The organism is Glycomyces xiaoerkulensis (assembly GCF_002798405.1).
GTDB classification, from domain to species: Bacteria; Actinomycetota; Actinomycetes; order Mycobacteriales; family Micromonosporaceae; genus Glycomyces; species Glycomyces xiaoerkulensis.
In genome coordinates this window covers 63,123-79,683 of record NZ_PGGV01000038.1, presented here as the reverse complement: position 1 = coordinate 79,683, position 16,561 = coordinate 63,123, and the positions used below count along the sequence as shown (strand labels likewise).

Sequence of the window (16,561 nt, the reverse complement as noted above, 5' to 3'; positions counted from 1 at the left end):
CGCTTCCTACTTAACACTGGGGTACGTTCCCGACCGAGTTCTTGCCGACCCCGTCGATGTTGAACCAGGCGAACGGTATGTACAGGTCGTTGCCGAGCAGGATCTGCTTGTTGGTGGCGTTCTTGCCCTCGTGGTAGTCGACGTAGCCGTCCGACTCCTGGCCTCGGGGTTTGATCCTCGGTCCGGTGGTCCAGCATACGGCTCGGAAGCGGTCTCCGGTATTGACCGTTCGGGCGGGAGAGCCGTTCCTCTGGGCGTTGTCGTACAGGCCGACGCCGTCGACCGAGTCGCAGTAGTTGTTGTCCACGTCCACGTCGCACCCGAAGTAGACCTCACCCCGAATGTTGTTGGTGGAGAGGCCGAAGTTGTTCGTGCTCGAGCGCCCGGCGGCGTTCGCGATCCGGACCTTGTAGGTGTAGTCCGACGAGGCGCGCAGGCCGTTTTCGGTGAGGCTGTCGCATGAACCTTTGGCCACGTTCAGCTTGTTGCCGCGGATAAGCGTGCAGGTCACGTCGCCGCCGCCGTCGTCGTAGGTCATGTTGACCGTGATCGAGGTGGCCGTCGACGAGTTGCCCGAGACCTGGACGGTCGGCGGCTCCATGGTGTTCGAGGTGCCGGTGGCCGGCTCGGATTCGCCGGCCTCGTTCACGGCGACCACGCTGACCTGCACGTTCTGGCCGTCGGCGAAGCCGTCCATGCGGACCTCGGCCTGGTTCGAGACCTCCTTGGTCTGGCCGCCGGCGGTCACGATGTACTTCTCGATCGCGCGGCCGTTGCGCCTGGGCTGACTCCAGGTGACGTCGATCGATCCGGCCGCGTCCTGGGCGGTCTGGGCGAGCAGGTCGCCCGGGGCGTCCGGGACGTTGAACGGCGTCACCGGGTCCGACGGTTCCGACGGCTCGGCGGCGGCTTCGGCGGCGAGTGTCGTGACCGAGAAGGCGTATTGGGTGCCGTAGGTCAGCTCGCCGTCGGCGACGGTGAGGCTCGTGCCGTCGGCTTCGCCGACCACCGCGCGCTCTCCGTCGCCGTTGACGGCCTCGACCTGGTAGCCGGTCACGTCGTTGCCCTGGCCGTCGGCCTCGTCCCAGGTGACTTCGACCGTGCCGTCCGGGTTGGCGACGGCCTCGACGCTGCCGACCGGGTCGGGTACCTCGGCGGAGGGCGTTATCGACGGCGAGGTCGCCGTGTCGCCGGCGCCGTGGGCGTTGTGGGCGGTCACGGTGAAGGTGTAGGGCTCGCCGTTGTCGAGCTCGCCTATCTCGAGGATCCGCTGATTGGGGGCGATCTCCCAGGACTGGCCGGCGCCTTCGATGACGTACTTGGTCAGCGCGGAGCCGTTGTTCGGAGCCGCGTCCCACGACAGGTTGATCAGGCCGTCGCCGGCGGTGCCGGCGAGGTTGGCCACCGCGCCGGGCGGGCCTTCCTCCTGGCCGCCGTCGTCGCCCTCGTCTCCCTCTTCGCCTTCGCCGGAGTCCTCGTCCTCGTCGTCGGGCGGCGCGTTGCCGCCGAGGATGTCGTCGCGGTCCTTCTCGGCCATGCGGGCCTGCCCGTCGGCCGAGACCACCACGGCCTGATTCGTGTTCACCGCGTTGGCGAACAAGGTGTCACCCGAGTGGTACAGCTCGACCGGTCCCCCGCCCGAATCGATCTCGATCCGCTCCAACTCGGTGCCGTCCAGGTCGTAGACCCACACCAGGCCGTTCGTGCCGTCGGGCACGTACACCCGCTCGTGGAACTCCATCGCCGCCCCCAGCGTCGAGGACGGCGTCGCCCCGATATCGAACGACGTGGCCTGGTCGTCGTCGACGGTCACCACCGAGGGCGGATCGGTGACCGTCACCGCCGCCACCGTCCCCGGACTGGTCTCCGGCGTCTCCGACGGCCCCAGCAGCTCGATGTCGGCCTCATGGATCCGTCCGTCCGACCGCAGCGTCGTCATCCGATGCACGGTCTTGTTGAGCACCGCCACCCCGTCGCCCAGCACGGTCAACGACAGCTCCTGGCGCGGTTCGGCCACCGCCTTCGTCGCCAGGGTCCGGGCACCGGTTTCGCCCGGCTCGATCTCGACCACCGTGCCCTCGCCGGGCACTCCGACCCACAGCTTCCCCTCGGCATCGAAGGCACCGCCGGTCAGGCCCGCCGGGAACGACAGCGCCTCACCCACCGGCTCCAGCGTCGACGGATCGACCTGATTGACCTTGCCCTGCACCTGATCGACGATGAACGCGCCATCGTCGTGGAGCGCCAGGCGCACCCCCTCGCCGGGGGCGGTCTCGGCCGAGCCGGTCAGCGACAGCGTGGACAGGTCCACCGCCGACACCTCACCGGTGGCGATGTTGCGCAGCAGCAGGTGCGTGTCGGTCTGCTCGATCTGGACCGGGTTGCCCGCCGCGTCGGTGATCTCGAACCGGGCGTCGGTGGCCGCGGTCAGCCCGTTGACGCGGGCGATCTCACCGGCCGGCGTGGTCCACAGCCACATGCTGGCGTCCTCGCCCTGATTGTCACGGGAGAACGCCCCGGTACCGAGCAGCGTGGCGACCAACGCGCCGACCAACACCACGGGCAGGCCCACCGCAATCAGCAGACCCTTGACGTTGAGGCGCCGGGCGTCGGAGTTGATGGTGGTCATCGCAGACAGTTCCTCATATTGGGATGGTCAGGGCGCTAGAGCGCGGGGGTAGTCGCCTCCAGGGGGTTTGCGGGGGATCCTGGAGGATCGACACACGCCGTTGAGCCTAATCGGCTCGCGCAACCCGTACCAGGGTCGCAATGTCACAGAAAGATCTCGAACGTGGGTGACCCGAGAGTGGCTTAAGTCAGGTTACTTTGGAGTAATGCGCGGCGGCGGCCGGCGACCGCTCCCACGACGATCACGGCCGGGTGGTGGGCCTCGGCCGCACCGAGTTCGGCGAGGGAGCAGGAGCGGATCGTCTGGTTCTTGGTCGTGGCGTTCTCCACAATGCGCACCGGATCGCGCGGGTCGCGCCCGTTCGCGATGAGGGCCTCGGCGATGGCCGCGCGGTTCTTGACCGCCATCAGCATCACCAGGGTGCCGTGGGACTGGCCGAGCGCGGCCCAGTTGACGCGGCTCTTGGGGTCGTCCGGCGGCACGTGGCCGGTGACGACGGTGAAGTCGTGGACCACACCGCGCTCGGTGACGCTGATACCGGCCGCGGCGGGCCCGGCGATGGACGAGGAGACGCCCGGGACGATCTGGACCGGCACACCGGCCTCCAGGCAGGCGTCGAGCTCCTCGGCGCCCCGGCCGAACACGAAGCCGTCGCCTCCCTTGAGGCGCACCACGAACTTGCCGGCCAGCGCCCGCTCGACCATGACCTCGTTGATCTGCTCCTGGACGGTGTGGCGCCCGTACGGGAGCTTCGCGGCGTCGACGAGTTCGACCTCGTCGCTGAGCAGGTCGAGCAGCTCCTGCGGTGCGAGCCGGTCGGAGACGACCACCTCGGCCCGCCGGAGCAGTTCGAGCCCGCGCAAGGTGATCAGGTCGGCGTCGCCGGGACCGGCGCCGATGAGCGCGACGCCGACCGGCCGCCGCGACGAGCGGCCTCGGGGGACGTCGAGCTCGCCGCTGCGCAGCAGAGCCGCGATGGCGTCGCGGACGCCGGCCGCGCGGACCGGGTCGCCGGAGGCGGAGACGCCGACGCCGACACCGTCGAACTCGGTGGCAGCGAGCGTCCAGGCGTCGGAGGACCCGGCGTCGTCGGCGCGGACGCACCAGACGCGGCCGGCCTCGGCCTCGGCCGCGACGGCGGCGTTGACCTCGGGGTCGTCGGTGGCGGCCAGCACGAACCAAGCGTCGGCTCCGTCCCCGGGCCGCCAGCCGCGCCGCTCCCACCGGAGCTCGCCGGAGGCGGCCAGGTCGCCGAGCGTGGCGGTGGCTTCGGGGGCGACCAGCCTCACGCGCGCGCCGGCGTCGAGCAGCCGGGGGACGCGCCTGGCGGCGATGGTGCCGCCGCCGACGACCAGCACGGTCTTGCCGCGCAGTCGCAGCCCTACCTCGTAGACCGACACGTCCGCCTCCCTAGCGTGCTTCTCTCGGGACTGTGTGCAAGAGTAGGCACGGTTCGTCGCACACATCTAACCGGCGCATTGCGGGGCTGTTACGTATCGCCGTCGATGCGGGCGGTGCGGGAGTGATGACCCGTCCGTGTCCTTAAGCGCGCCTTAGACAACGCAATGCAGAATGCAGAGCGTTTTCCATTCTTCACGTCGCGCATGTGGCCTAGGCTATATATATGCGCAATCGACCCCGCCACCGACAGATGACCGGCGTCGGCTCCGTAGGCCCCGGCAATGCGAGCCGCTACGCCGACGGGGTCTCCGCCCTGCTACGCACCAGTCTGCTGTGCGGACTGGGGATAGCGGCGCTGGTGTTCCCCCTGGTGGCAATGGCCGGACTGAGCGCCAAGGCGGGCTTCGACAGGATCGACACGCTCTCGGAGGAGGTCGCCGACACCGATCCGCCGCTGACGTCGTACGTCTACGCCTCCGACGGCGAGACCCTCATCAGCATGTTCTACGACGAATTCCGGCGCCCGGTCACCCTCGACGAGGTCTCGCCGGTGATGCGGCAGGCGATGGTGGCCGCCGAGGACACCCGCTTCTACGACCACAACGGGATCGACTACCGCGGCATCGTGCGCGCGGCGGTCGCGAACCAGACCTCCGGCGAGGTCCGGCAGGGCGCTTCGACGATCACCATGCAGTACGTGCGCGGCGCGCTGCGCCTCAACGCCGACTCCATCGAGGAGGTCATCGACGCCACCGAGCAGACCGTCTCGCGCAAGCTCCGCGAGGCCCGGCTCGCGATGGCCCTGGAGGAGCAGCTCACCAAGGACGAGATCCTCGAGCGCTACCTCAACCAGGCCTACTTCGGGCACAACGCATACGGCATCTTCGCCGCCAGCCAGGTGTACTTCTCCAAGCACCCTTCGGAGCTGGAGCTCGATGAAGCGGCGCTGCTGGCCGGCCTGGTGCAGGCGCCCTCGTCGTACGACCCGGTCACCTCGGACCAGACGGCGGCGCTGGGCCGCCGCAACTGGGTGCTGGACCGCATGGTCCAGACCGACTACCTCTCGCGGGGCGACGCCTCGGAGGTCCGCGGCACGCCGATCGAGCTCGACGTGTACAACCCGCCGAACTCGTGCATCGTCATCGACGGCACCTCGACCGAGTTCGGGTTCTTCTGCGACATCTTCCGGCGCTGGTGGCGCGAGCAGGACGCCTTCGGCGAGACCCCGGGCGACCGGGAGCGCGAGCTTCGCCAGGGCGGTTACACGATCATCACCAGCCTCGACCCGGACATCCAGAAGATCGCCAACGGCACCGTCAACGACGCCAAGGACCAGAGCAACCCGCTGGCCCACGGCGCGGTGGTGATGGAGCCGGGCACCGGGCGCATCAAGGGCCTCGGCCTGAACCGGTCGTTCTCGTACGACCAGTCGGACAACGGACCCCATTCGAACCCGTCGATCGACGACCGCAAGGGCAACTACCCCAACACCGTCAACCCGGTGCTGGGCGGCGGCGACACCGGCGGCTACCAGGCCGGGTCGACGTTCAAGGTGTTCACCTTGCTCGCGGCTTTGGACGAGGGCTATCCGCTCGACTACGACATCGACTCCCCGCACCGGGTGACGACGAGCTTCGTGTCGGCGACCACCTCCTGCGGCGGGCGCTGGTGCCCGAAGAACGGATCGGCGTCGATGGCCGGGAACCGCAACATGTGGTCGGGCTTCGGCATGTCGGTCAACACTTACTTCGCACAGTTGATCGACCGGGTCGGCGCGGACAAGGCCGTCGAGATGGCCGAGCGGATGGGTCTGGAGTGGCGCAGCGAGGGCGACGCCTACTACGCCTCGGAGGAGCGCCGCGCCGGCTGGGGGCCGTTCACGCTCGGCGTCTCCGACGTGCAGCCGATCGAGATGACCAACGTGTTCAACACCCTCGCCGGCGAGGGGCAGTACTGCGAGCCGCTGCCGGTCACCAGGGTGATCGACGCGCACGGCCAGGAGCTGAACGTGACCGAGCCGCGCTGCCACCAGGAGATCGATGAGGACATCGCGCGTGCCGCGACCGACGCGGGCCGGTGCGTGACCGAGACGCAGCGCGAAGGCACCGACTGCGGCCCCTGGGGCACCTCGCGGAACGTCGGCGAGATCCTCGGGCGCCCGGTCGCCGGCAAGTCCGGGACCACCGACAACAACCGGACCTCGTGGTTCCTGGGCTACACGCCGCAGCTGACGGTGGGGGCGTTCATGGCCGACCCGGATTACATCCACAACGCGGTCGGCCGGGGGAACTCTTCGGTCTCGAAGGAGACGGTCGGGAACATCCTCAAGGACGCGTTGGAGGACGAACCGGTCGAAGACTTCAACGCGCCGTCGAATGCGATCCAGTTCGGCGATTGACGCCCCGCCCGACGGGGCCGTCGGGCTCGCCGCGCAGCTCGCGGCGGATCAGGACGACCCAGCCGAGCGGGACGAGCGCGGCGAACAGGGCCCACTGGACGGCGTAGGAGTAGTTCTGCCAGGCGCGGAACGACGGCGTCTCCAGCGCGGTGAACCCGTCGGCGGGCTCGGCCTCGCCGATCCAGGCCGCGCGCAGCTCGTAGTCGCCGAGGTGCTCGGCGAGCCGGTCGATGCTCAGGCGCCGGGCTCTGACGGCCCCGGCTTCGGCGTCGACCCGCCCGGCGGCCGGTTCGCTCTCGTAGAGGCGCCCGACCACGGTGACCTCACCGGACGGCGCGGGCGGGTGGTCGGGGGCCGAACCGGAGCCGTCGGAGGCGATGAAGCCGCGGACGACCAGCAGCGCGGTGCCGTCGCCGAGGACCAGTGGAGTGGCGAACTCGTAGCCGTTGACGCCGTCGTTGGTCCGGGCCCGCAGCACGATCTCGTGGTCGGTGTCGTAGGCGCCGGTGGCTTCGACGAGCGTCCAGCGGTCCTGGTCGTCGAGCGCCGACCCGGCCGGGAGGACCTCCTCCAGCGCGGCGGGGGCGCCGTCGGCGTCGATCCGGGCGTTGGCTTCGGCGCGCTCTTCGGCGCGGCCCCACTGCCACTGGGCCAGCAGCGTGCAGACCACCACCACGACGATCGCCGCGGCCGTCAACCCCAGCCAGCGCGCCGAGGTCAGGAACCCGAATCGTTGGAACACGGAGCGAGTGTAGACCGGGCCTATCATTGGCCTCCATGAGCGATGTGGTGAATGCGGTGCGCGACGCGATGCCGGGTGTGCGCGCGGACCTGGAGCGGCTGGTTCGGATCCCCGGGGTCGCCTTCGACGGTTTCGACCACGAGCCGGTCCGCCGGGGCGCCGACGCGGTGCAGCGGCTGCTGGAGGAGGCCGGTGCCGCCGAGGTCCGGCAGATCCGGCACGAGTCGGGCCAGCCGAGCGTGTTCGCCGACTTCCCGGCCCCGGCCGGGCGGCCGACGGTGCTGCTGTACGCCCACCAGGACGTGCAGCCGATCGGCGATCCGGCCCTGTGGAAGCAGGACGACCCGTTCGAACCGGTCGAGCGCGCCGGGCGCCTCTACGGCCGCGGCGCCGCCGACGACAAGGCCGGGGTGATGGCGCACGTGGCGGCGCTGCGCGCGTTCGACGGGAAGCCGTCGGTGGGTGTGAAGCTCCTCATCGAAGGCGAGGAGGAGTTCGGGTCTCCGACGCTGGAGGCGCTGCTCCGAGAGCACCGGGAGGCGCTGAGCGCCGACGTGGTGGTGATCGCCGACTCGATGAACTGGAAGACCGAGGTCCCGGCGTTCACGACTTCGCTGCGCGGGGTCCTGAACGCCTATGTGGAGGTCTCGCTGCTGGGCGGCGCGCTGCACTCGGGCCTGTACGGCGGCCCGGTGCCCGATGCGCTCACCGCCCTGTGCCGGCTGCTGGCGACGATGCACGACGAGCGCGGCGACGTGGCGGTCGAGGGTCTGGTCTCCGCCGAGGGGCCCGAGCTGGACTACGACGAGGCGGCGCTGCGGGACGAGGCCGGGATGCTTCCGGGCGCCGAGTTCATCGGGACCGGGCGGCTGACCGAGCGGATGTGGACCAAGCCGACCGCGACCGTCCTGGGTATCGATGCGCCGGGCGCGGCGGAGGCGGCGAACGCGCTGCAGCCGAGGGCGCGGGCGAAGGTGTCGTTCCGGCTCGCTCCGGGCGACGACGCCTCGAGAGCGCTCGAGGCGGTCGCGGCGCATTTCCGGCGGCGGGCGCCGTGGGGGGCCGAGGTCGCCGTCACGTCCGATTCGGGCGTCGGCGATCCGTGCGCCATCGACACGACCGGGCCTGCGTTCGACGCCGCGCGGGAGGCGTTCGCCGAGGCGTGGGGCGGGACCGCCCCGGTCGAGATCGGGGTCGGCGGCTCGATCCCGATGATCGCTACCTTCCAGGAGCTGTTCCCGGAGGCGGCGATCCTGGTGACCGGGGTGGAGGACCAGCATTCGAACCCGCACGGCCCCAACGAATCGCTCGATCTGGAAATGTTCGAGCGGGTCTGTGCGGCCGAGGCGCTGCTGCTGGAGCGGCTGGCCCGATGACCGCGTCTTTAGAAGCCGTCGCGCACCTTGCGCAGCAGCTTCGCCAGCGGGTCGCCCGAGGTTTCGAATACGTCTTTGTAGGATTTCGCGGCGGCCTTGGCCTCCTCGGAGATCGAGGCGCCTTCGTCGTCCTCGCGCCGCGGGTAGTCGCCGGCCAGGTAGTCGCGGTATTCGCCGTCGTCGACCCAGGCCTTGATCGAGGCGGCCCGGGCGACGGCGAAGTCGTGGCTGCGCTGTTCCAGCAGCGCCAGCTTGAGGAAACTCTCGCGCAGGTCGCCTCCGGACTCGTATTCCTTGGCCTGCTCCAGGAACGCCGCGGTATCCACGTCGGACAGGTCGCCGCCGCCGGCCATTTTGGCCATGAAGCGGACGGCCGCGGCCGGGTCCTGGACGGCCAGCAGACCGGCGCGGTCGGCCGAGAGCTCGGACTTGCGCTGCCACTCGTTGAGGGCGGCGGTGATGACGCGCAGACCGACCGCGCCGACCGGGATCCACGCGACCGAGGTGGTCAGGCGCAGGAGCACCATCAGCAGGGTCCGGTAGAGGCCGTGCCCGGAGAGGGCGTGACCGAGTTCATGGGCGAGCAGGAAGCGCAGTTCGCTCTCGTCGAGCATGTCGAGCGAGCCCGATCCGATCACGATGAGCGGATTGTCGATCCCGATGCACATCCCGAACAGGTCGGGGTTGCGGGCGACGTACAGGTCGGGGAGGTCGCTCTCGGCGACGTCGAGGACGGCTGCGACGTTCAGGTAGGCGTCGTAGACGCGCGAGTACTGGTGGCGGTCGACCTTGATGGCCGAGCCGAGGAACATCAGGCGAATGGCGCGCTCGGAGAGCATTCCGGATAGCTTGCGCATCACGACGTCGAAGCCGCGCAGTTCGCGCAGGGCGACCAGGGCGCCCCGGTCGGCGGGGTGTTCCCACGCACGGGTGGAAATGCCGCGCAGGACCGTGGGTTCCCGGGGCGTCTGCTGCGATTCGGCCGGTTGTTCCGGGGTGGGTGGCTGCTGGTCGGACATGGCCGCTCCTCACGGATCGTATGGGGCAAGTGTGACACAGCGGCACCGGGACGTGGCCGCGCGGCGCGGGGCGGCGGCGGTGCCCCCAACCGCTTGCACAGTGGAACGGCCGATGCGGTCTACCTCGAACAACGCCTGGCCCCAATGCATCTCGAGTACGTCATCGGCAACTCCCAACCCGGCCATTGGTAACAACTTGGCGACAACCCGCCACATGGTGCTTGACACTCAGGGCAAGGCGGACTACTGATTGAGTTGGGTCAGCAATTCCGGGGCGTCGCGAAGAATCGTTTGGGGTGTTCTTCCGACGCCCCGTACCCGTGTGTTCGCTCCCAGCGGGTATCCTTGCGCTGGCGCGGCGTCCGTTATGCGACCCCGCCGGGCGCCAGTAGCTCAGCTGGATAGAGCACCGGACTTCTAATCCGACGGTCGCAGGTTCGAATCCTGCCTGGCGCGCCGATGCCCTCCTCCGGCGCACCCTTTCCTTCGCGTGGGGCCGGTCTTCCCCGCTTCAGAGGTCCTCAAACGTGACGCCCACGATTCCGGAGGTCCGGGTGAGGTGGCTGGTGAGGTCGGCGACCGAACCGCGACCGTGGAGGGTGAGGGTGGTGCTGCGCTCGTGGTCCTCCCGGCCGCGCTCCGGACTGATCTCGGTGACGGTGAAGCCCTCCTCGGTGCACGTCGCCAGGGCCTGGGTCAGGGCGGTGGTCGAGCTGTAGACCAGATGGAGCCGCCCGATGTGGCGGGCGTGGCGGCCGATGGCCCGCTCGACCGGGTTCAGGCCGGCCACCACCAGCAGGTGCAGCGCGGTCACGGTGGCCGCCAGCCACGGCAGTCCGGCGGCGCAGGCCATCGCGATGGCGGTGGTCATCCAGATCGAGGCCGCCGTGGTCATCCCGTGGACGATGTTGCGGTGGAAGAAGATCACGCCGGCACCGAGGAAGCCGATGCCGGCCACCACCTGCGCGGCCACGCGGGCGGGGTCGACGCCCGGGGCCTCCACCGGGAGGTCGAACCCCCAGCGGCCGGCGGTGACGAACAGCGCCGCACCGGCCGCGATCAGGGCGTGCGTCCGCATCCCGGCGGCCTTGCCCTGGTATTCGCGCTCGGCCCCCACCAGGATGCCGAGGCCCAAGGCCAGCACCAGCAGCCCGAGCTGGGTCCAGTAATCCATCGCGTCGGTCCTCCTGCGGCCGCGCTGACGGCGGCCGGGCGTCATCTCCCGGGTCTTCATGATGCCGCGCCCGCCGTACGGGTGTCGGCGAAACGGACGCGGCGGCGGATACCCGCTGCCGGCCGGACCAATCCCGATCGCTCAGGCCAGCAGGTCGGTCTCCCATCGGTGGGGGCCCGAGCCGGGGCCGCGCTCGCCTTTGACCAGCCGGTAGTGCTCGGCGCCGAACGCCTCGGCCCCGAGCCGCTCGCCGAGCACGCTCAGCCAGTCGCCGGCGGCGATCTGGGTGCGGTGGGCGCGCATGGCCGCCAGCTTCCGCTCGGCGGCCTCCCTGTCGCCGGCGACGCAGGCGTCGACCTCCTCGTCGGGGACCCCGAAGGGCAGCTCCTCGACCGAGGCGACGCCTTCGAACGGGTTGTCGGTGGCGTGCTTGAACTCTTCGAAGTGTTCGGCGAGCACGCTTCCGGGGACGGTGGTCCAGTAGATCTTGCGGATGTCGTGGGCGGCCCCGAGATCGGGCCGCCAGGTGCCGTCGGCGGCGAGCTCGGCGCCGCGCATCGCCACCCGGTGGGCCTGGATGTGGTCGGGGTGGCCGTAGAAGCCGTCGGGGTCGTAGGTGACCAGGACTTCGGGGCGGCGGTCGCGGAGGACCTCGACCAGGAGCCCGGCGGCCTCGTCGACCTCGGCCCGCCAGAACGCCCGGGGGTGGTGGTTGGAGGGCGTGCCCATCATGCCGGAGTCGCGCCAGCGGCCGATGCCGCCGAGGAAGACGAGGTCGTCGACCCCGAGCGCCGCGGTGGCCTCGCGGCATTCCCAGTAGCGGAAGCCGCCGAGCTGGTCGGCCCGGTCGGCGGCGAGCATCGCCAGCTCGGGCACGCGGACCTCACCCTCTTCGCCGAGGGTGCAGGTGACGATGGTGACGCGAGCGTCGGGCCGGGCGGCGTAGTGGGCGACGGTGGCGCCGGTGCCGACGGTCTCGTCGTCGGGATGGGCGTGGACGAAGACGATGCCGCGTTCGCTCATGCGCCAAGGGTAACCGCGGCCGAATGCGGCACTCGCCGACTCTCGCCCCAGGGGAAACTCCGAACGCTACCGACCAGATCAGAGCATTGCTCGCGTTTGTGACCAACCCCATGGCCCGTGGTGCGGTCGATGGCGTTATCCTGCGCTGAGCGAGCGGCCACGCCCGCCTTGTCCGAGTTCTCGCGCGAAGGGGCGCAGATGACCACGACCGACGACACCGACGTCTCCTCTCCGCCGCGCGCGTCGATCAGCGCGCGCAACCTCCGGACCGACCGTTGGATGCGCGGGCCGGTGCTCACCGTCATCGGCATTACCGCCTGGGTCGCCTACGCGACCTTCCGCGTGTTCTACCAGGGCGACTACTGGGCGGCCGACTACCACTACCTGACGCCGTTCTACTCGCCGTGCATCTCCGACGGCTGCATCCCCGACTCGGCCCACTTCGGACGTATCCTGCCGGACCACCCGCTCATCCCCTACGCGGCGCTGAGTCTGCCGTTCCTGCTGGCGTTCCGGCTCACCTGCTACTACTACCGCAAGGCCTACTACCGGTCGTTCTGGCTCTCGCCGCCCGCCTGCGCCGTCCCCGACGGGCACGCCCGCTACACCGGCGAGACCCGCTTCCCGCTGATCCTGCAGAACTTCCACCGCTACTTCTTCTACGCGGCGTTCCTCATCTCGGTGATCAACACCTACGACGCGATCCTGGCCTTCCAGTCGCCGGCGGGCTTCGGGTTCGGCCTCGGCAACCTCGTGCTGGTGGCCAACGTCGTGCTGCTGTGGTGCTACACCCTCGGCTGCCACTCCTGCCGCCACGTGATGGGCGGGCGGCTGCGCCACTTCTCGAAGAACCCGATCCGCTACCGCCTGTGGTCGTTCGTGACCGTCCTCAACAACCGGCACATGATGTGGGCCTGGATCACACTGGCCTCCCTGGCGCTCACCGACTTCTACGTCATGGCCGTCGCGTCCGGGATGATCGCCGACCTCCGGTTCATCAATTAGCACCGCTTCAACTAAGGCAGACTCATGAGCGAAACCACTGTGGATGAAGTCGAGCGGCTCGCCTGCGACGTGCTCATCATCGGCGCCGGCGGGGCCGGACTCCGCGCCGCGGTCGAGGCCCGCCTCGCCGGAAAATCGGTCATCGTCGTCTCCAAGTCACTGTTCGGCAAGGCGCACACGGTGATGGCCGAGGGCGGCGCGGCCGCGGCGATGGGCAACGTCAACCCGGGCGACGGCTGGAAGGTCCACTTCCGCGACACCATGCGCGGCGGCAAGTTCCTCAACAACTACCGGATGGCCGAACTCCACGCCCAAGAGGCGCCCGACCGGATCTGGGAGCTGGAGACCTACGGGGCGCTGTTCGACCGCACCGCCGAGGGCAAGATCAGCCAGCGCAACTTCGGCGGGCACGAATATCCCCGCCTGGCGCACGTGGGCGACCGCACCGGCCTGGAGCTGATCCGCACGCTCCAGCAGAAGCTGGTCTCGATGCAGCAGGAGGACAAGGCCGAGTCCGGCCGGTACGAGTCCATGCTGAAGGTCATCGACGAGACGACCATGACCGAGCTGATCCTGGAGGACGGCGCGGTCAAGGGCGCCTTCGGCTACCGCCGCGACACCGGCGCGTTCCTGGCCGTCGAGGCGCCCTCGGTAGTGCTGGCCACCGGCGGCATCGGCCGGTCGTTCAAGGTCACCTCGAATTCCTGGGAGTACACCGGAGACGGGCACGCGCTGGCCCTCAAGGCCGGGGCGAGCCTGATCAACATGGAGTTCATCCAGTTCCACCCGACCGGCATGGTCTGGCCGGCGTCGGTCCGGGGCATCCTGGTCACCGAGTCGGTCCGCGGAGACGGCGGGGTGCTGAAGAACTCCGAGGGCCGACGGTTCATGTTCGAATACATCCCCGAGGTGTTCAAGGCCCAGTACGCCGACACCCCCGAAGAGGCCGACCGCTGGTACTCCGACCCCGACAACAACCGGCGCCCGCCCGAGCTGCTGCCGCGCGACGAGGTGGCGCGGGCGATCAATTCCGAGGTCAAGGCCGGTCGGGGCACCGAGAACGGCGGGGTCTACCTCGACATCGCCTCCCGGCGGAGCGCCGAATTCATCATGAAGAAGCTGCCGTCGATGTACCACCAGTTCAAGGAGCTGGCCGACGTCGACATCACCGCCGAGCCGATGGAGGTGGGTCCTACCTGCCACTACATCATGGGCGGGGTGGAGGTCGACGCCGAGACCACCGCCTCCAAGGTGGACGGCCTGTTCGCCGCCGGCGAGGTCTCCGGCGGCATGCACGGCTCGAACCGGTTGGGCGGCAACTCACTGTCGGACCTGCTGGTGTTCGGCAAGCGGGCCGGCGAGTTCGCCGCCGGGCACGCCTCCCGTGCCGGGGCGGTCAAGGTGACCGACGGTGAGATCGAGTCGGCGATGGCGGCCGCGCTGCGGCCGTTCGACAACGACGGCGAGAACCCCTATCAGCTCCAGGCCGCGCTCCAGGCGGTCAACGGCCGCCTGGTCGGGATCATCCGCCGCGCCGCCGAGCTCGAGGAGGCCCTCGGCGACCTCGAGGAGCTGCGCCCGCGGATCGACAACGTCACCGCGATCGGCGGCAGGGCCTACAACCCCGGCTGGCACCTGGCGCTGGATCTGCACAACATGTGGCTGTGCTCGGTGGCGACCGCCAGGGCCGCTCTCGAGCGCGACGAGTCGCGCGGCGGCCACACGCGAGAGGACGCTCCGGGCATGGACCCGCAGTGGCGCAAGCTCAATCTGGTCGAGGCCCTCGAGGACGGCGAGGTGCGGCTGCGGCGCCGCCCGGTGCCGGCGATGCCGGAGGAGCTGCTGGGCCTGTTCGAGCCCGGCGAGCTCGGCAAGTACATGACCCCCGATGAGTACCGGAGCGAGGCGGAGACCGCGTCGGGCGAGGAAGGAAAGGAGGAGGCCGAATGAGCACACGGACCTTCCGAGTATGGCGGGGCGACGCCGACGGCGGCGACTTCGCGGAGTTCGAGGTGGAGGTCAACGAGGGCGAGGTCATCCTCGACGTCATCCACCGCATCCAGGCCGAGCAGGCCCCCGACCTGGCGGTGCGTTGGAACTGCAAAGCCGGCAAGTGCGGTTCGTGCTCGGCCGAGGTGAACGGGATGCCGCGGCTGATGTGCATGACGCGGATGAACCTGTTCGACGAGGGTGAGGACGTGACCGTCACGCCGCTGCGGACGTTCCCGGTCGTGCGGGATCTGGTCTGCGACGTCTCGTTCAACTACGAGAAGGCGCGCGAGATGCCCGCGTTCAAGCCGCCCGCCGGGGTCAAGCCCGGCGACTACCGGATGCAGCAGGTCGACGTGGAGCGGAGCCAGGAGTTCCGCAAGTGCATCGAGTGCTTCCTGTGCCAGAACACCTGCCACGTGGTGCGGGACCACGAGGAGAACAAGCCCCCGTTCTCGGGGCCGCGGATGTTCATCCGGGCCGCCGAGCTCGACATGCACCCCCTGGACGCGCGGGACGACCGCCAGGACATGGCCCAGGACGAGCAGGGCCTCGGCTACTGCAACATCACCAAGTGCTGCACCGAGGTCTGCCCGGAGAACATCCATATCACCGACAACGCGATCATCCCGATGAAGGAGCGCGTGGCGGGCGACCGCTACGACCCGCTGGTGTGGCTGGGCCGCAAGATCTTCCGCAAGGGCAAGAAGGGCGAGCGGGCCTGAGCCTTCCGGAGCGCCCGCGCTCAACCGCGCAGTTCGCCGAGTCCGGCCGCGACGGCCCTGAAGGCCGCCTCCGGGTCGGCGGCGAGCTCGGGCGGGAAGTTCCCCGACACCAGCAGGCTGGACAGCCCGTGGACCAGCGACCAGGCCGCCAGCGCCCGCCGGTCGTAGAGCACGCCCTCCTCGGCGGGGGCCGAGCCGAGGTAGAGGATGCGCCGGGCCCGTTCCCGGCCGCGCACCAGGTCCGGGTCCTCCTCGTGGAGCAGCTCGGGCCGGAACATCGTCTCGAAGTAGGCGCGGTGGTCGATCGCGAAGCGCAGGTAGGCGGCGCCGACCTCGATGAAGTCGCCGGTCCGCCGCCAGGACCGCTCCAGGGTGTCGGCGAAGCGCTCGTAGCCTTGGACGGCGACGGCGGTGAGCAGGCCCGCCTTGTCCCCGAAGTGGTGGGCGGGGGCCGAGTGCGAGACGCCGGCGCGCTTCGCGGCCGCCCGCAGGCTCAGCGCGCTGGGGCCGGTCTCCGCGATCGCCTCGACCGCGGCGTCGATGAGGGCCCGGCGCAGGTCGCCGTGGTGGTAGGTGCTGCTCACCGGGGAACCATACCGCAAATCTTGACACTGTCAAGTTGACGCGCTATCTTGACAGTGTCAACCCGCGATCCGAAAGGCCCACCATGCTCGAACTCAGCGACTCCTCCCGCATCATCGCCGGGATCGTCCTGCTCACCGTCATCACCATCGAGATCGGCGGGACCTTCCTGCTGGCGATCGTGCGCGGCAAGGTGCCGATGACCGACTTCCAGAAGACCTTCGCCCGCGCCGGGCACGCGCACGCCGGGATGCTCGTCACGCTGGGGCTGGTGTGCCTGGTCCTGGCCGACGCCACGGGCCTGACCGGCTTCGCCGGATGGATCGCCCGCGCCGGGGTGCCGTTCGCGGCGATCTTCATGTCGGCCGGGTTCTTCCTGTCCTCGGCGGGTCGGGAGGTCGAGAAGCCCAACGGCCTGATCGGGCTGCTGTGGATCGGGGCCGCCGGGCTGGCGGCCGGAACCCTGACCCTCGGGGTCGGCCTGCTGACTGCCTGAGC

The 16,561-nt window shown here is 69.9% G+C and carries 12 protein-coding genes, 1 tRNA gene and 1 pseudogene; 7 read left to right on the top strand and 7 right to left on the bottom strand.

Annotated features, from left to right (window positions below; translation table 11 throughout):
- Positions 1 to 10 precede the first annotated feature (10 nt).
- Complete coding sequence (locus tag CUT39_RS19000) at positions 11 to 2,629, bottom strand: fibronectin type III domain-containing protein (protein WP_100449036.1); 2,619 nt, start codon at positions 2,627 to 2,629, stop codon at positions 11 to 13.
- Positions 2,630 to 2,811: 182 nt separating this feature from the next.
- Positions 2,812 to 4,029: a uroporphyrinogen-III C-methyltransferase gene (cobA, locus tag CUT39_RS18995; RefSeq protein ID WP_232805827.1), complete on the bottom strand. Its 1,218-nt coding sequence runs from the start codon at positions 4,027 to 4,029 to the stop codon at positions 2,812 to 2,814.
- A 224-nt stretch (positions 4,030 to 4,253) separates the two neighbouring features.
- Here cobA and CUT39_RS18990 point away from each other — a divergent pair, with 224 nt between their 5' ends.
- A complete protein-coding gene (locus CUT39_RS18990) occupies positions 4,254 to 6,428 on the top strand; it encodes a transglycosylase domain-containing protein (RefSeq protein ID WP_198587279.1) in 2,175 nt (724 codons plus the stop codon).
- On the opposite strand, the gene CUT39_RS18985 is transcribed toward CUT39_RS18990, so the two are convergent.
- On the bottom strand, positions 6,391 to 7,170 hold the full coding sequence (locus tag CUT39_RS18985; RefSeq protein ID WP_157930838.1) for an SURF1 family cytochrome oxidase biogenesis protein: 780 nt from the start codon (positions 7,168 to 7,170) through the stop codon (positions 6,391 to 6,393). The genes CUT39_RS18990 and CUT39_RS18985 overlap by 38 nt on opposite strands.
- A 35-nt stretch (positions 7,171 to 7,205) precedes the next feature.
- Here CUT39_RS18985 and CUT39_RS18980 point away from each other — a divergent pair, with 35 nt between their 5' ends.
- A complete protein-coding gene (locus tag CUT39_RS18980) occupies positions 7,206 to 8,546 on the top strand; it encodes a dipeptidase (RefSeq protein ID WP_100449032.1) in 1,341 nt (446 codons plus the stop codon).
- Positions 8,547 to 8,554: 8 nt separating this feature from the next.
- Here the strand turns inward: CUT39_RS18980 and CUT39_RS18975 are convergent, their stop codons facing one another.
- Positions 8,555 to 9,565 (bottom strand): M48 family metallopeptidase, encoded by a 1,011-nt coding sequence (locus CUT39_RS18975; protein ID WP_100449031.1) that lies wholly within the window; start codon positions 9,563 to 9,565, stop codon positions 8,555 to 8,557.
- A 382-nt stretch (positions 9,566 to 9,947) separates the two neighbouring features.
- Between CUT39_RS18975 and CUT39_RS18970 the strand changes: the two genes are divergently transcribed.
- Positions 9,948 to 10,021 (top strand) — tRNA-Arg (locus tag CUT39_RS18970).
- A gap of 55 nt (positions 10,022 to 10,076) precedes the next feature.
- Here the strand turns inward: CUT39_RS18970 and CUT39_RS18965 are convergent.
- Together CUT39_RS18965 and mshB are read right to left on the bottom strand one after the other, a co-directional pair.
- Complete coding sequence (locus CUT39_RS18965) at positions 10,077 to 10,739, bottom strand: MgtC/SapB family protein (protein WP_157930837.1); 663 nt, start codon at positions 10,737 to 10,739, stop codon at positions 10,077 to 10,079.
- A 141-nt stretch (positions 10,740 to 10,880) separates the two neighbouring features.
- Complete coding sequence (gene mshB, locus CUT39_RS18960) at positions 10,881 to 11,762, bottom strand: N-acetyl-1-D-myo-inositol-2-amino-2-deoxy-alpha-D-glucopyranoside deacetylase (RefSeq protein WP_100449029.1); 882 nt, start codon at positions 11,760 to 11,762, stop codon at positions 10,881 to 10,883.
- A 198-nt stretch (positions 11,763 to 11,960) separates the two neighbouring features.
- On the opposite strand from mshB, the gene CUT39_RS18955 reads away from it, so the two are divergent.
- The 3 genes and pseudogenes from CUT39_RS18955 to CUT39_RS18945 form a co-directional block, all read left to right on the top strand.
- Positions 11,961 to 12,767 (top strand): hypothetical protein, encoded by an 807-nt coding sequence (locus CUT39_RS18955; protein WP_100449145.1) that lies wholly within the window; start codon positions 11,961 to 11,963, stop codon positions 12,765 to 12,767.
- A 24-nt stretch (positions 12,768 to 12,791) separates the two neighbouring features.
- A complete protein-coding gene (locus tag CUT39_RS18950) occupies positions 12,792 to 14,717 on the top strand; it encodes a fumarate reductase/succinate dehydrogenase flavoprotein subunit (protein WP_100449028.1) in 1,926 nt (641 codons plus the stop codon).
- Positions 14,714 to 15,463: pseudogene (locus tag CUT39_RS18945) on the top strand (succinate dehydrogenase/fumarate reductase iron-sulfur subunit); the annotation flags it as partial. The gene CUT39_RS18950 and the pseudogene CUT39_RS18945, both read left to right, overlap by 4 nt.
- Before the next feature lie 38 nt (positions 15,464 to 15,501).
- Here the strand turns inward: CUT39_RS18945 and CUT39_RS18940 are convergent.
- Positions 15,502 to 16,065 carry a TetR/AcrR family transcriptional regulator gene (locus CUT39_RS18940; protein ID WP_100449026.1) on the bottom strand — a complete coding sequence of 188 codons (564 nt, stop codon included), beginning with the start codon at positions 16,063 to 16,065 and terminating at the stop codon, positions 15,502 to 15,504.
- A gap of 83 nt (positions 16,066 to 16,148) precedes the next feature.
- Here CUT39_RS18940 and CUT39_RS18935 point away from each other — a divergent pair, with 83 nt between their 5' ends.
- Entirely contained in the window at positions 16,149 to 16,559 is a 411-nt protein-coding gene (locus CUT39_RS18935; RefSeq protein ID WP_100449025.1) for a hypothetical protein, read from the top strand.
- The last annotated feature ends 2 nt before the right edge of the window (positions 16,560 to 16,561 follow it).